At 49.8% G+C, this 15,337-nt stretch carries 9 protein-coding genes; 7 read left to right on the top strand and 2 right to left on the bottom strand.

From position 1 onward, the window contains the following. A partial coding sequence (locus GX364_09395; GenBank protein NLI71063.1) for an ATP-binding protein occupies nt 1–363 on the top strand: 363 nt, incomplete at its 5' end. Between the two features lie 536 nt (nt 364–899). Further along, nucleotides 900–3,254, top strand: coding sequence for a hypothetical protein (locus tag GX364_09390; protein ID NLI71062.1), 2,355 nt, complete (start codon nt 900–902; stop codon nt 3,252–3,254). Between the two features lie 103 nt (nt 3,255–3,357). Here the strand turns inward: GX364_09390 and GX364_09385 are convergent, their stop codons facing one another. Next, nucleotides 3,358–4,530, bottom strand: a complete 1,173-nt coding sequence (locus tag GX364_09385; GenBank protein ID NLI71061.1) for a glycerate kinase — start codon at nt 4,528–4,530, stop codon at nt 3,358–3,360. Between the two features lie 303 nt (nt 4,531–4,833). On the opposite strand from GX364_09385, the gene GX364_09380 reads away from it, so the two are divergent. Then, nucleotides 4,834–7,296 (top strand): hypothetical protein, encoded by a 2,463-nt coding sequence (locus GX364_09380; protein ID NLI71060.1) that lies wholly within the window; start codon nt 4,834–4,836, stop codon nt 7,294–7,296. Between the two features lie 5 nt (nt 7,297–7,301). Here GX364_09380 and GX364_09375 read toward each other — a convergent pair whose 3' ends face one another. Beyond that, entirely contained in the window at nt 7,302–8,018 is a 717-nt protein-coding gene (locus GX364_09375; GenBank protein NLI71059.1) for a rhomboid family intramembrane serine protease, read from the bottom strand. A 426-nt stretch (nt 8,019–8,444) separates the two neighbouring features. Between GX364_09375 and nuoE the strand changes: the two genes are divergently transcribed. Genes nuoE through GX364_09355 form a run of 4 tightly spaced genes read left to right on the top strand, consistent with a single transcriptional unit; the run spans nt 8,445 to nt 15,323 of the window. Continuing rightward, entirely contained in the window at nt 8,445–8,924 is a 480-nt protein-coding gene (gene nuoE, locus GX364_09370) for an NADH-quinone oxidoreductase subunit NuoE (GenBank protein ID NLI71058.1), read from the top strand. 58 nt (nt 8,925–8,982) lie between these two features. Beyond that, entirely contained in the window at nt 8,983–10,908 is a 1,926-nt protein-coding gene (locus GX364_09365) for an NADH-quinone oxidoreductase subunit NuoF (GenBank protein ID NLI71057.1), read from the top strand. Beyond that, complete coding sequence (fdhF, locus tag GX364_09360; GenBank protein NLI71056.1) at nt 10,905–13,562, top strand: formate dehydrogenase subunit alpha; 2,658 nt, start codon at nt 10,905–10,907, stop codon at nt 13,560–13,562. Before GX364_09365 ends, fdhF begins: the two co-directional genes overlap by 4 nt. 27 nt (nt 13,563–13,589) lie before the next feature. Then, nucleotides 13,590–15,323: a long-chain fatty acid--CoA ligase gene (locus GX364_09355; protein ID NLI71055.1), complete on the top strand. Its 1,734-nt coding sequence runs from the start codon at nt 13,590–13,592 to the stop codon at nt 15,321–15,323. Nucleotides 15,324–15,337: the final 14 nt, after the last annotated feature.

Here is a 15,337-nt window from a genome sequence, read left to right as displayed (position 1 = left end):
GGACAACGCGCCTCCGCCCTCGTTTTGTTTATTCTCTCGCAAAATGATAATGATGTAGTTATTATCGACCAACCAGAAGATGACCTCGATAATCAAGTGGTTTACACAGAATTTATTAAAAAGCTTAGGGGAAAGAAATATGATACACAATTCATTTTTGCAACACATAATGCTAACATTCCTGTATTAGGAGATGCGGAAAGAATAGTAGCTGCAGAAAGTAGCGATGGGATTATGCACATTTCTTCTGGAACAATAGACTCTGAAGAAACACACCAGCAAATCGTTGACATTATGGAAGGAGGATATGAAGCCTTCAAACGACGTAATGTTATTTATTCTACATGGGAAAAGAATCAGTAACTATATCCTGCTTATTACGAAAACCCGCTGTCAACTGAAAATGGTGCTTTGTACCAAAGTAGTATAGGAAACACTCCGGAGATGGCAGGAATCAAAACTCATATGTCGACTTGTTCCCACGAACAGATAAAAACTGTTGACCTGTTTCCGCGGACAGATAATATACATGAAAACCATGGTCGGCCTATTCCCTTGTACGGAAAATTAGTAAAATACATACCAGACATCAATCTGATAACTCCGTGCCACGTCGAGACGGTGGTATTGATGTCAAGGGTAGATATCGGCCAGATGAAGAAATAGCATAAGAAGCCATCTACAATGCCTATGAAAGGCAAAATAGATAACTGACTGTTTGCTTCTCGATAAATTACGGGGCAATTTGCGATAATACTGAGTATATGGAGATATTTTTAATCCAACTTGAGCAAAGAAAGGGAAAGAATATATTTTAATAAAGGTGGATTATAGTCTTGCTTGGCAATCGTTAAGTGCGAATATAAAATATTTTATTATAGAGATTTAGGAGGATGTAGATGAAAAAGATTGATTGGACTAAAATAACATATAAAGATGTTCTAGAAGCTATAAAAATTTTCAATAGAGACAATCCAGAATATCCTGAACCAAAGGTTACTTTTCTTATACATAATAAACAGAAACTACCTGCCAAACATATTAGGGGAATGGCATACAAGATAGCATATGGCAAGGAAATTAAAAAAAGTGATTATGGTGGTGGAATGGAGACAGTAAATTTTTTTGAAAGACTAGGATTTGAAGTAGATTACAAAGGGAAGTCAATAAGGGAAACAAAGATCAATATGGCAGAGATCCAGCAGATAAATAATGATGAAAATAGAACGGGAGTTAGTGAAAATAGAAATAGCTACTTGGATGAAAATGTTATTAAAATACCTACGAAGGGTGTTATAGAACAAAAAAATGCACTGCAATTATTGCTTAACAAAATTTACAAGGGAGATGTTGTGTGTGAGAAGACATTCCCATGGCTAAAATCACCTAAGGAAATAAATGGAGCATACATAGACATATATGAGGACCTAACAAATTATAGGGGAGATAACACTTTTGCTAAAAAAAATGTAACTTTAAGGTGTGACTTTGTATGTGAAAAAGAAAAAAACATAATTGAATATGATGAAAGGCAGCATTTTACAGAGGCTAGGAGAAGAGCCTTACTATCATACAAGGATATTAGGCTGGATTATGACAAAGAATTATGGATTAAGGCTTGTAAGGATATACAGGCCAAAGATAATCACCCATTTAATAGAGATGAAGCAAGAGCCTATTATGATAGTGTAAGGGATATAGAGGCGGGCAAAAATGGATATAAGTTATTTAGAATAATGCATGGTCAAATAGATTTTGAATCTGATGATGCAGAATTAGCCTTGAAAAAAATATTAGGTTTAGATGATGTTAATAAAACAAAAGAATTAAAGGAACGAAGCAAAGATGGCCTTAAGTTGGGCTTATATTTGCAAACAGATGAATTAAAAAACAAGGATGATTTCAATAAGGCTATAGAAAAAGTAAAAAGTTCTGAATTTGATATATTTGTCTTACCAGAATTCTCTTATTTTCCTTTTGTTTCTATGGTTGTAGAATCAGATGTTGCAAACAAAGAAGATGTAGATAAAATCTACGAAGCAAGTCTTGACTTAAGTGAAGAAATAGGAAAAGCAATTATAATTAGTAGTGTAGATAAATTTGGTACAATCTTTAGTCTATATGCCAATGCTTTTGCAGATGAAAATGAAACAGAAGTAGCTCTATATATAAAGCATACAATGACATCCCACTCTGCCTTTGATTTTGAGAAATATGATGAATTGGCTAAAGCTATGTTTGAGCCAATATTGTTCAAGGGCCATAGGATTGGAATGACTATATGCTATGATTGCAATCATTCTCTATTTAGTAGAGTATATGGATTGCAAAATATAGATCTTATCATTAATAGTACAGGTGGGAATGTAGTTTATGACAAATGGTACAAGTATAATAAGGTTAGAGCCATAGAAAACTACTGCTTTAATTTCGTTACAATGGGTGGAGATGGACTAGCAACAAATCCTAAGACATATGTCTATGGATTCAATCCAAATGGTAAAGAGTTAACAGCTATTAATGGAGATGAAATAAGCACAAAAGATAATTGTCCAGGTAGTATATTTATTTATGACATAGGTTTAGATGATGGAGAATCAAGTAGGGAACTAAGCATCAATCAAAAGAAATCTATAAATAAAAATTATCAATTGAAATTTCCTGTTGGAAGGTCATCGGAAATTTTGAAGGACGCAAAGAAGTTAACGGAAACCATATATGTGCAAGAAAAAGGAAATTTAAATATCATTTATGTTTTAGTAGAAGGAGATGATATTTTCAAACCTGAAAAAGTATTGTCTTTACTATACTCTAAGAAGCTCAGGGAGTTGCATAATAAAAGATATATTATAATTAATAGATATGAGACTATAGATGAAGAATTTTTTCAAAACAAGCTTTCTGTTGTACTTAAAGTACGTTCAATGGAAAATTTTTGCGGAGTAATATTGGAATCAAAAAATATAAATAATTGCTATCAGTCAGGTAAAAATAGAACAGCACAGGTCATAGATACTATTGATGGAGAGTATAGGATAGATTTAAGCAGAACAACAGGTCCAGAAGCGATTTGGAAAAATAAAGATGGAATGAGAGCTTCCTGGAGAAATAATTTTGAGTGGTTGATAAATAAGATTTCCAAGGAGAATATGTTCCAATTGTGGTTCAATGTCGTAAATGTTTCTACGATAGCAGAAAAAATATATGCGACAGATGATTTACATTTCTGGTATCGTAGAGAATTTGGGGACTAAAGAAAATAGACTGACTTATTTCCACATACTGATTTTCAAAAAGTGGCGAGGACTTATTTCCCATTACCAATATAGTAAGAGAATGAAAAATACAGTGAAAAAGCTATAAGATATCAATCCGACGGGGTCGGTGCTGATCCACGGGGCATGCCCTTGCCAGCCTCGTGATGTCGAAGACGGCCTGCGCCAGCAATTTTTCTGTTCCGGCCATTGCTTCTTCCAGAGTCATGGCGTTGTTGATGCAGCTGAATGCTGCCGTGATCCCATGTTTGTAAATTTCTTCGAACCCATCGCCCAGCCCACCGGAAAGACAGATCACGGGGATGTTGTATCTGTTGGCGATGGCGGCTACACCGACGGGGACTTTTCCGTATGCCGTCTGGGCATCGGTCTGCCCCTCCCCGGTGACGACCATGTCAGCCGCCGCGATTTCTTTTTCCAGGTTGCAGATCTCGCTCAGGATTTCCATACCCGGCTTCAAAATTGCACCGGCGAAGGCAAGCAACCCGCCGGCCATTCCACCTGCTGCACCACTTCCGGGAATATCCTGCAGATCGATCCCCATTTCACGGGCTATCACCCCGGCGAATTTTTTCAATCCCCGATCAAGGAACCGGACCCCATCTTCATCGGCCCCTTTTTGCGGGGCAAAAACAGAAGCGGCACCTTCCGGCCCGTAAAATGGATTGTTCACGTCACAGGCGCCAACAATCCGCGTCTCCTTCAGGCGCGGATCGATATTGTCCATGCTCATGGTTGCAACCTTCTCCAGATCCTCTCCCCTCCCGGAGCCGATCTCTGCACCGCATCGGTCATGAAACACAACACCGAGAGCGCGAGCCATCCCCATGCCACCGTCATTGGTGATACTACCGCCCAGCCCCACGATGATTTCCGAGCATCCTTCATTGAGGGCCTCAAGGATGAGTTCACCCACCCCGTGGCTGGTGGCCAGAAGCGGGTTTCTGCTTTCCCCGGGAACCAGCCCCGGGCCGGCAGCGGCGGCGATTTCGATTATGGCCGTTGGGCCGTCTTCCAGTACTCCGAAGAAAGAAGGGATGCGTGTACCCAAGGGGCCGGTAACCGAGGTCTCGATAATTTTCCCCCCGGCTGCTTTCAGCACGGCTTCCACCGTTCCTTCTCCACCGTCGGCGATGGGAACCATCCTGACCTCGATCTCCGGGTCGGCTTTTTCGATTCCCGCCCCGATACATTCTGCCACCCGGGTGGCCGATAGACTGCCCTTGAAAGAATCGGGCGCCACGACTATCTTCATCTTCTACACCCCCGGCATCGTTCACATTTCCCTTATTATAAACGTAATTTCCGCCATGATCCATGTATGGAATAAAGAATTTGGCCCTGTACAGGCAGGCAAAAAAATCTTTTACGGGCTGGATGGACAATATGGTCGGAAAATATGGGGGGCAGGCCGGGTGCAAAAAAATATAGAAAACGGGAGGAAAAAAATATATAATATAGAGTGGGAATAGGTAACTGGCTTGTTTGCCCGTAAATTCTCCTGGAATGTAACGGGTCAGTTCTACATATCGTCATATGAAAATGGGGGTGGGCGCCGATGAAACCATCCAAGAGAATTCTTCTGTTGTTCTTTCTGACCCTGGCATTTTTTTTGTTCGTGGGTATCGGCGGCCTGCCGGCGGAAACCATGGGCGACGAGCCGGACGAATTTCTGCTCTTCACTTCCCTGGGCCCAACGGAAAGCCCATCGGCAGACATGATCTGCCCTTCGGCCATCTCCCCCAAACAATCGTGGGTGGTGGAAATGAATGAATTGCTGTTCACCGGCAAGGTCAAGAAGGGTGACCGCCTGATCTTTGATTTGCCCGGTGAAGCTGCGCATTCTTTCAGCGTGGACCGCATCAATGTTGACATCAACGGCACGTCGACCATCCGGGGCAGGCCCGCGGATGATGACTTTGGTTACCTGCTGTTGACATGGGATGAAGGCAGGGCCCTCTCTTCCATCAGAAACTATGGTGAGCAGAGGGAATATACCATCAATTACGACCCCTCCCGTGACCGGCATCTGCTCCATGAGGTGGCCTCCCGCGATGCCGATGTCATCGAAAACGGCCCGCCCCTGATCCCTCCCGGGGAGATAGGTCCGCAATCTGTGACCCCGACCCTCCCGGAGATCGACGAGGAGGTAACCATCGACGTGATGATCGTTTACACCCCCGCGGCCAGAGATCATGCTGCGGAAAGTACCGGTATCAATACCTTCATCGCCCAGGCGATGGAACTGGGCCAGCTGGCCCTGGACAACAGCGATGTGGGGGTTCAGTTGCGGCTGGTTCATTCCGCGGAAGTTGAATACACCGAGTACAAAAACGGTATGGGAACAAGTACCGATCTGGCACGTTTGAAGGGAAAGAATGACGGCTACATGGATCAGGTCCATGCATGGCGTGATCAGTACGGCGCCGACCTGGTCAATCTTTTCACCCTGTGCGAAGATGTCGGAGGCCTTGGTTACATGCTTACCAGTGAGACTCCCAGGCCGGAGTCCGGTTTTTCCATTTCCCGTGTACAGCAGGCCTGCTCCTGGACTACCTTGCATGAATTCGGGCATAACTGGGGGTTGCACCACAGCAAAGAACAGGGGAACGCTCCCGGGCCGGGGATCTATTCCTATTCTGCAGGGTGGCGCTGGACAGGAAATGATGACGAGTTGTACGCCTCGATCATGGCCTACGGGGAAGGGGTATATGAAATCGTGCCCCATATCTCCAACCCCGATATCTGGTACCAGGGGGCACGCACGGGAGACAAGAAGAATGGCGATAATGCCAGAACCACCAGGCAGACCAAAACTATCGTTGCCGGTTACCGTCCCGCCGTTATGGAACTTATTACAAGTTTCAGCTTCCCCGAGCAGACAGGCCCGGCAGTTATCGATGCGGAGAATCGAACGGTGTGTATCGAGGTAGAGCGCGGAACCGATCTTGCCGGGCTGAAAGCCGAATTTACTCTTTCCGAAGGCGCGACGGCCTATGTGAATGAAATAGAACAGCAATCCGGTGAAACGGAAAATGATTTCAGCAATCCCGTAATATACACGGTGAAGGCGGAAGATGGCAGCACTGCCGACTGGGTGGTCACGGTAACGGAGAATTATATTCCGGTAGAATCCCTGCACCTGAATGTGGACAGGATCATCATCAGGGAAGGGGAGACCGTGGAACTGATGGCCACGGTGGAGCCCGGGGATGCCAGTGATCGCGGGGTTACCTGGTCTTCCGATGAAGATGGCATAGCTGAAGTGAATGAAACAGGCGAGGTTTCTGCCCGGAGCGAGGGAGCGGCGACGATCACCGCCTGCACCGTGGATGGCCATTTCACGGCGGAATGCGAGGTTCTGATCATCGGCCGGGATTGGGATCTGGAGGAGTCCACCGAGGTCCAGAGGATCATGCCCGGTGAAGGGGGGATGGCTACCGCCAATTTCCCGGCACTGCAGGCCCTGTTGCGCATCGAGACCGCGGATCATGCCGGAGTGGCTGCCCTGACCCCTTTCGACAGCGGCCATCTGGACTTGCCCCCTGCGCTGCTGCCCATCGGGTCCTATATTGTACCGGAAATAAGTGACAATGTGAATTACACGGCCGTGGAGCTGGGAATGAGTTACGTCCTGCAGGAACTTCCCGAAACGGCCGTGGAAAGCGAATTGCGGCTCTTTGCCGATAATGACCGTTCCGGAATATGGCAGGAGGTTCCCGATCAGCACATCGACACCGGGAAGCGGACGATTACAGCCCGCCTGGAAGGTTTATCTCCGCTGGCCATATTCGATGAGGTGCTCTTCGGTGATGCCAATCTTGACGGAAAGGTGGATGTTGCCGATGCGATCACGATCCTCCAGGCAATAGTCGGGCTTCTGGACCTCTCCCCGGCCGGGATGAAACGTGCCGATGTCAGCACGGGTGACGCCTCCTTTCCGAATGTAGCGGATGCGATCCTGGTATTGCAGAAAATTGTCGGCCTGATAGGCGACTTCCCGGTGGGGCTGAACCAATGACCGGGCTAAAGCCTTGGCTGGTGCGCCCTGTTTCTTGAGCGGGCGATGGCCCCGATCACCATTCCCATCAGAAAGCCGCCAACATGTGCCCACCAGGCTACCTGCTGGGCTTCCAGTGCCATGTTCTGTGCCATCAGGGCATTGAATAGCTGAAGCAGAAACCAGAGGGCCAGGAAAAGGACGGCGGGGACATGAACAAAAGTGATGAAAAACCCCAGGGGAAGAAGTGTCAGTACCCGCGCACGCGGATAGACGAGGAAGTAGATTCCGAGGACTCCGGCGATCGCCCCGCTGGCACCGATGATCGGTACGGTGGAATGAGGGTTGAAAAGAATATGTGCCAGGTTGCCCCCTGCCCCCATGAGCAGATAGACCACCAGGTAGCGCCATGATCCCAGGCGCTCTTCCACATTATCGCCGAAGACCCACAGGTAGAGCATATTACCCAGAAGATGCAGCCATCCCCCGTGGAGGAAGATGGCCGTGAACAACGAGGCGAATGTGCCCGGAACAGGCCCCGCCAGGTTTTGCACCCCATTCAATGGATAGAAGATGTTCTGCAAAAAATCCTGCGGTATCAGGCCATAAAGATAAACAAAACGGTAGGCTTCCTCGGACGGCAGCCGGATCTGGCAGAAAAAAGCCCAGAAGTTGGCGATGATGAGAGCGATATTGACAAGCGGGAACTTGCGCCTGCGGATATTGTCCTTCAAGGGAATCATGATTGACGATACCTCCATGTTAAATTATACCCTTCTTTTTTGGAACCTTCCATCTGTTGATGCTTTCAAAAGAAATATTCTCGTTGTAACTCATTGCTTTTACAATAATGGCCGGTGGCCGGGCAAAAAAGTTGCGTTTTGCAGTAGATGTACAAGAAATGAACAATATGCTCTTTTTATATATTTTCTGTTTCATGAAAATAGACCCGGTGCAGAAAGGCAATTCGGCTGCCGTTGCGTTGGAACAGGGTCTTTTTTTGCTGTACAAACAGGGGTAAAATGGGAAAAAGGATGCAAAAAAAGTATTTTGCAGGGAGGATTATAAACAATTTAAAGAGAATATTAATAAATCGGACAAATTCGCCTTTTGAGAAATTTGTATCATTATGTCAACAATATGTTTTCAAGAATTAGGAGGAGGTAAGTATGTGGGTTGAGAGGCTTGACGAAGGGTTGCAAGAAATTTTCAGCAGGTTCGAGGGGAAACAGGACAATCTGATACCGCTGCTTCAGGCCACCCAGGATTATTACGGTTACCTGCCCATGGAGGCGATGCAGGCGATCGGCAGGTATGTTTCTGTTTCTGAAAGCAAGGTTTACGGGGTGGCCACCTTCTATGCCCAGTTTCATTTTTCCCGCCGGGGTAAACACGAGATCAAGGTGTGTTATGGCACGGCATGCCATGTCCGCGGAGGGGGCGGAGTGCTGGACGCCTTTGAACGGGAACTGAAGATCAGTTGCGGGGAAACCACGCCGGATTACGAATACAGCCTGGAGAGAGTGGCCTGCGTTGGGTCCTGCGCACTTGCGCCGGTCGTGGTCGTCGATGAAACGGTGTACGGCCAGATGGAAGCGGGAAAGGTCAAGAAGATCTTTTCCGATGGCGAGAAAAAGAAGGAGAACTGAACAATGTTATCATGCATTGTTTGCGGAACCCGCTATTAAACAAGGAGGTAGGGATTTGATGCAGATTAAATCACCGGAATCACTGGCGCAGATCAGAGAAGATTACAAAAAAGCCTTTAAAAGACAGAAAAATCGTTTCCTGGTCTGTGCGGGAACGGGGTGTGTGGCCAGCGGATCTCTGGGAGTCTTTCAGGAATTTGAAAGGATCTTGAAGGAGAAGGGCCTCTACGGCGACGTGGAACTGGTATTCGAGGGGAAAGAAGTCCAGACCGGCGTGGCAAAGAGCGGCTGCCACGGTTTCTGTCAGATGGGACCCCTGGTGCGCTTCGAACCCGATGGAATTTTTTATACCAAGGTGACGGTTGAAGATGTTGCGGAAATTATCGAAGCTTCCCTGGAAAAAAATACCGTTGTGGAGAGGCTTCTTTACGAAAACCCGGATGGTACGCATAGCCAGACCGAGCATGAAGTTCCTTTTTACAGCAACCAGCTGCGGATCATTCTCGGCAGATGCGGAATGATCAACCCCGAGGACATCCGCGAATACATAGCTGCTGACGGTTATCAGGGGTTGGCTGACGTGTTGAGCGGTTTTACACCCAAAGAGGTGGTCGAGGCGGTTGAAAAGTCGGGCCTGCGTGGCCGGGGTGGCGGCGGTTTCAGTACCGGCAAGAAGTGGTCCTTTGTTTTCGAGGCGACCGGATCTCCCAAGTACGTTGTATGCAACGGAGACGAGGGAGATCCGGGCGCATTTATGGACAGGTCCGTCCTGGAAGGGGATCCCTGCGCCGTGCTGGAGGGGATGACCATTGCCGCCTATGCCATCGGCGCCAGCCGCGGTTTTATCTATGCCCGTGCCGAATATCCCCTGGCCATCAAACGTCTCAAGATTGCCATTGAACAGGCCAAACAGTACGGCCTGCTCGGCAAGGGGATCATGGGCACCGATTTCGACTTCGATATCGAGATCTTCCAGGGTGCGGGAGCTTTTGTGTGCGGAGAGGAGACGGCATTGCTGGCATCCATCGAGGGTAACAGGGGGATGCCGCGTCCCCGTCCCCCTTTCCCGGCGCATGAGGGGCTCTGGGGCAAACCAACCCTGCTGAACAATGTAAAGTCCTTTGCCTGTATCCCTCAGATTATCAAAAGAAGCCCGGAATGGTTTGCCTCGACCGGGACCGAAGGGAGCCCCGGCACGGCTGTTTTTGCTCTGACCGGAAAGGTCAGGAACTGCGGCCTGATAGAGGTGCCGATGGGAATCAAGGTTAGAGATATTATCTTTACCATCGGAGGGGGCATGTTGGACGGCGGGGAATTCAAAGCCGTGCAGACGGGGGGGCCCTCCGGAGGATGCCTTCCGGCTGCCCGCCTCGATATGGAGGTGGACTTTGATTCGTTGCGCAGTGCCGGCGCGATGATGGGCTCGGGTGGTATGGTGGTCATGGATGAAGGTTCATGCATGGTCGATATCGCCAGGTATTTCCTGGAGTTCACGGTGGATGAATCATGTGGAAGATGTGTTCCCTGCCGGGAAGGTATAAAGCAGATGTACAACATTCTGGTCAATATCACCAAGGGGAAAGGAAGGCCGGAGGACCTGGATCTGCTTGAAAGTATCGGAAACAATGTGGTGAAGGGCGCCATCTGCGGCCTGGGGAAAACTGCTCCCAATCCGGTGTTGAGCACCCTGCGATATTTTCGCGAGGAATACGAAGCCCACGTCCGGGACCATGCCTGCCCGGCGCTGGTCTGCAAGGAACTGATCGCCTATTATATCGATCCCGAGAAATGCAAGGCCTGCGGAAGATGTCGCAAGGAGTGCCCCGAGGGGGCCATTTCCGGTGAGAAGAAGGTTCCCCATGTCATTGATCAGTCAAAATGCAGCAAATGTGGAATCTGTTTGGAAACCTGTCCGGACAGGTTTGCCGCGGTGACGCGCGTAACCGGAGAGCAAAAAATGATCTTGGAGGGGAAAAGTCAATGATACGCATGACGATAGATAACCGGGAGGTCATGGTTCAGGAAGGGACCACGATACTGGAAGCTGCCAGGGAGGCGGGCATTTACATACCCACGCTCTGTTACCACCCGGATCTTACTGTATTTGCCGGATGTCGTGTCTGCATGGTGGAGGCAGATGGGAAACTGGTGACCTCCTGCAACACCGAGGTTGCAGAAGGGATGAATGTTCTGACCGACACCCCGGAAGTATCCGAATTGCGCCGGGTGCTCGTGGAGATGATCCTGGCCAGTCACCATCCCGATTGCCAGAGCTGTGCCGCCAACAACGACTGTGTATTGCAGGAAGTAACCGCCTATGTGGGAATAGACGAGGACCGACTTGAACTGCTCGGGCGAGATTATTCAAAGGTTCCGCCCGACACATCCAATGCTTTTTTCAATGTTGATCATTCACGCTGCATTCTATGTGGCATCTGTGTGCGCACATGCAATGAAATCAACGGCGTTGCGGCCATTGACTTTACCTTCCGTGGAACCAACACCATGATTGCACCGCTGGGGGCCATGCCCATGGCAGAATCACAATGTGAATCCTGCGGGGAGTGCGTGGAACGTTGTCCTACCGGTGCCCTGACACGCAAGAGCAGGGAGATTCCCTCGCGGGAAGTCAAATCCATATGCACCTATTGCGGCGTGGGCTGCGGAATCATCCTGGGAACCAAGGGCGACAGGGTCGTCAAGGTGACAGGAAACCGCGAGAGTCCCGTCAACCGGGGACACCTGTGTGTCAAGGGGCGCTTCGGCTTTGAATTCATCGATCACCCCGACCGTCTGAAAATGCCACTGGTGAAGAAAGACGGTGAATTCAAGGAAGTGAGCTGGGACGAGGCCCTTGAAGTGATCGTTGACAAATTGAAATCGATCAGGGAAAAGAATGGGGCCGATGCCATCTCCGGGCTTTCCTCGGCGCGGTCATCGAACGAAGCCAATTATCTTTTTCAGAAAATGCTTCGTTCCCTCGGAACAAACAATGTTGACCATTGTGCACGTGTCTGACACGCCCCCACCGTGGCCGGTCTGGCCAGAGCATTCGGCAGTGGGGCAATGACCAACAGTATCGGAGAGATTCCCGGGGCTGACACCATACTGGCCCTCGGTTCCAACGCCACGGAAGCACATCCGGTCATCGGATATCGAGTTCGCGAAGCGGTTCGCAAGGGCGCCAAATTGATCGTTGCCGATCCGCGGGAGACATGGTTTGCCAGAGCGGCCATGATCCACCTTCGGTTGAAGGCGGGGACCGACATCGCCCTGCTGAACGGAATGATGAACGTGATCATCTCCGAAGGGCTGGCCAATGAAGATTTTATTGCCACCCGCACGGAGGGTTTTGCCGATCTCAGCAAGACCGTGGCCAGGTATACCCCGGAGTATGCGGCGGAGATAACCGGTGTCCCCGCGGAATTGATCCGTGAAGCGGCCCGGGTCTATGCCACCTCGGAGAGGGCTTCCATCCTCTACACATTGGGAATAACCCAGCATATCTGCGGAACGGAAAACGTCATGGCCGTGGCCAATCTGGCCCTGGCCACCGGGAATATCGGCAAACCCTCGACCGGTGTCAATCCCCTGAGGGGGCAGAACAACGTTCAGGGAGCCTGCGATATGGGAGCCCTGCCCGACGTCTACACCTCCTACCAGAAGGTGGAGGATCCTGCCGCCCGCGAAAAATTCGAGAAGGCATGGGGGGTCGAACTCAATCCCGAACCCGGCCTGACTTCGCCGGAGTTTATCGATGAAGCATGTCAGGGCAAGGTCAAGGCCATGTTCATCATGGGAGAAAACTCGATCGTTACCGATGCCGATACGAATCATCTCATCAAAGCACTGGAAAACCTCGAATTGCTGGTAGTTCAGGATATATTCCTCACGGACACGGCAGAATACGCCGATGTGGTTCTGCCGGCGGCCTGCTTTGCCGAGAAGGAAGGAACTTTTACAAATACCGAGCGCCGGGTCCAGATCTTCGAGAAGGCCGTCACCCCTCCCGGGGAGGCCCTTCCCGACTGGCAGATAGTGACCATGCTGGCTCGGAAACTGGGGCTTCCATGGGACTACAGCAGCGCGGAAGAGGTCTTTGCGGAAATGGCCTCACTGTCGCCTCTCTATGCGGGGATCTCCTACGAACGGTTGAGGAAAGAAGGGCTGCAATGGCCCTGCCCGGATGCGGATCATCCCGGGACGCCCTATCTGCACGTGGATCGGTTCAGCCGGGGCCTGGGTCTGTTTCACGCCCTGGAATACCGTCCGCCGGCAGAGTTGCCGGATGAAGAATATCCGTTTCTTCTCAACACCGGGCGTCACCTTTTCCATTACGGGACGATGACCCGTTTCTCGCGTGGGCTGGATCTGAGCCGCCCCGAGGAACTCCTCCAGGTAAACAGTGCCGATGCCGCCCGGCTGGGAATAAAGGAAAAGGATATGGTCAAGCTGACTTCACGTCGCGGGGAAGTGGATGTCAAGGCAACGATAACAGATATAGTTCCGCCCGGCACTCTCTTCATGACGTTGCATTACCGTGAATCGATGGTCAATCTCCTTACCATCAGCGCTTTTGACTCCATTACCAGAACCCCGGAGATGAAAGTCTGTGCCGTGAAGTTGACCAGGAACTGAAATTGAATGACAGGAGGTAAATAATAGATGATATCAGCGCAGAAACCATGGCTCAAGTATTACGGAGATGTACCCCATGAGGTGGATTTTCCCCGTTGTACCATGTACGAGGCCGTGAAAAAAACAGCTGGAATCTATCCGGATCGGATTGCTTACGACTTCATGGATTATACGGCCACCTACCGCCAATTCCTTGAGCAAATTGATGGCTGCGCCGATGCTCTGGTGGCGCTGGGGTTGAAAGAAGGGGATCGGATGACGATTTCCATGCCCACTTCCCCTCCGGGAGTCATCTGCTTCTATGCTCTCAACAAGATAGGGGCCGTGGCCAGCATGATTCACCCCCTTTCCACGGAGAGCGAGATCGAATTTTACCTTGAGGTCAGCCGAAGCCGGTTTGCCCTGACCATGGATATTTTCTACGATACATTCAAGAAGGCGGCGGATAAAACCGGCCTGGAACTTCTGCTTATCGCCAGGATCCAGGATTACCTGCGGCCGATCAAGAGCATCCTTTACTGGGCTGCCAAAGGGCGGAAGGCACCCAGGATTCCTTCGAGCCAGAAGGTTAAATCGTGGAAAGATGCAGTCTTGCGCGGCCGTTATCCCCGGGCTCCGCAGGGCAAAGCAGGCCCCGATGATCTGGCCGCAATACTTTACAGCGGGGGAACAACGGGAACGCCCAAGGGTATCATGCTCTCCAACTACAATTTTGTCAGCCAGGGCATGATGTGTGCGGAATGGGTGGGTATGGATGAAAACATCTCTGATATCCTGGCCATGCTGCCCATCTTCCATGGTTTTGGCCTGGGGGTATGCGTCAATGCTGCATTGATGAACGGAGGCAAGAGCATCCTCGTGCCACTCTTTGAAGCCGATATGGCGGCGGATCTGATCAAAAAAAGGCCCAACTACATCATCGGGGTGCCTACCCTTTTTGAAGCATTGAACAGGAATGAGAAGTTCAACCGATCCGATCTCAGTTGCCTGTATGCCTGTTTCAGCGGTGCCGACACTCTACCGCGCACGGTAAAGGAACGTTTTGAAGAGATCGTGCAACGGCAGGGGGGAAAAGTGAAACTGCTGGAAGGTTACGGGCTCACCGAGGCGGTAACGGCCATCATGGCCCTGCCCCTGGGAGAATATCGGGAAGGAAGCATCGGCATCCCCTTTCCCAATATGCTGGCCAAAATTGTAAAACGTGGCACCATCGAGGAAGCCGATATCGGGGAAGAAGGGGAAATATGTGTCCATGGGCCGGCGGTGATGATGGGTTACCTTGACCAGCCCGAGGAGACAGCTGACGTGCTGAAGACTCATGAAGACGGAAAGATATGGCTACATACGGGAGATATCGGAACCATGGACGGGGATGGTTTCTTTTATTTCAAATTGCGGGAAAAACGCATGATCAAATCCTCGGGCATGAACGTATACCCTGCCCAGGTGGAAGCGCAGCTTTACAAACATCCCGAGGTACTGGAGGCCTGTATCATCGGTGTTCCGGACAGGGATCAGATAGAACGGGTCAAGGGTTTTGTTGTCCTCAAGGATAAAGCCAGGGCCGGCCCCGAAATGGAAAAAGAACTGATCGATCATTGTCGCAAGGATCTGATCAAATGGAGCTGCCCCCGCGAAATAGATTTCATCGATGAGTTGCCCAAAACCAGGGTGGGGAAGATCGCCTTCAAGGTGCTGGAAGAACAGGAAATAGCGCGGCTCAGGGCCGAGGGCAAATATACCGGGGAAGAAGCAGGTTGAAACCGGGCATCCAC

This window comes from Bacillota bacterium, assembly GCA_012518215.1.
Classification (GTDB): Bacteria; Bacillota; Dethiobacteria; order DTU022; family PWGO01; genus JAAYSV01.
This window is presented reverse-complemented; position numbering and strand designations above follow the sequence as displayed.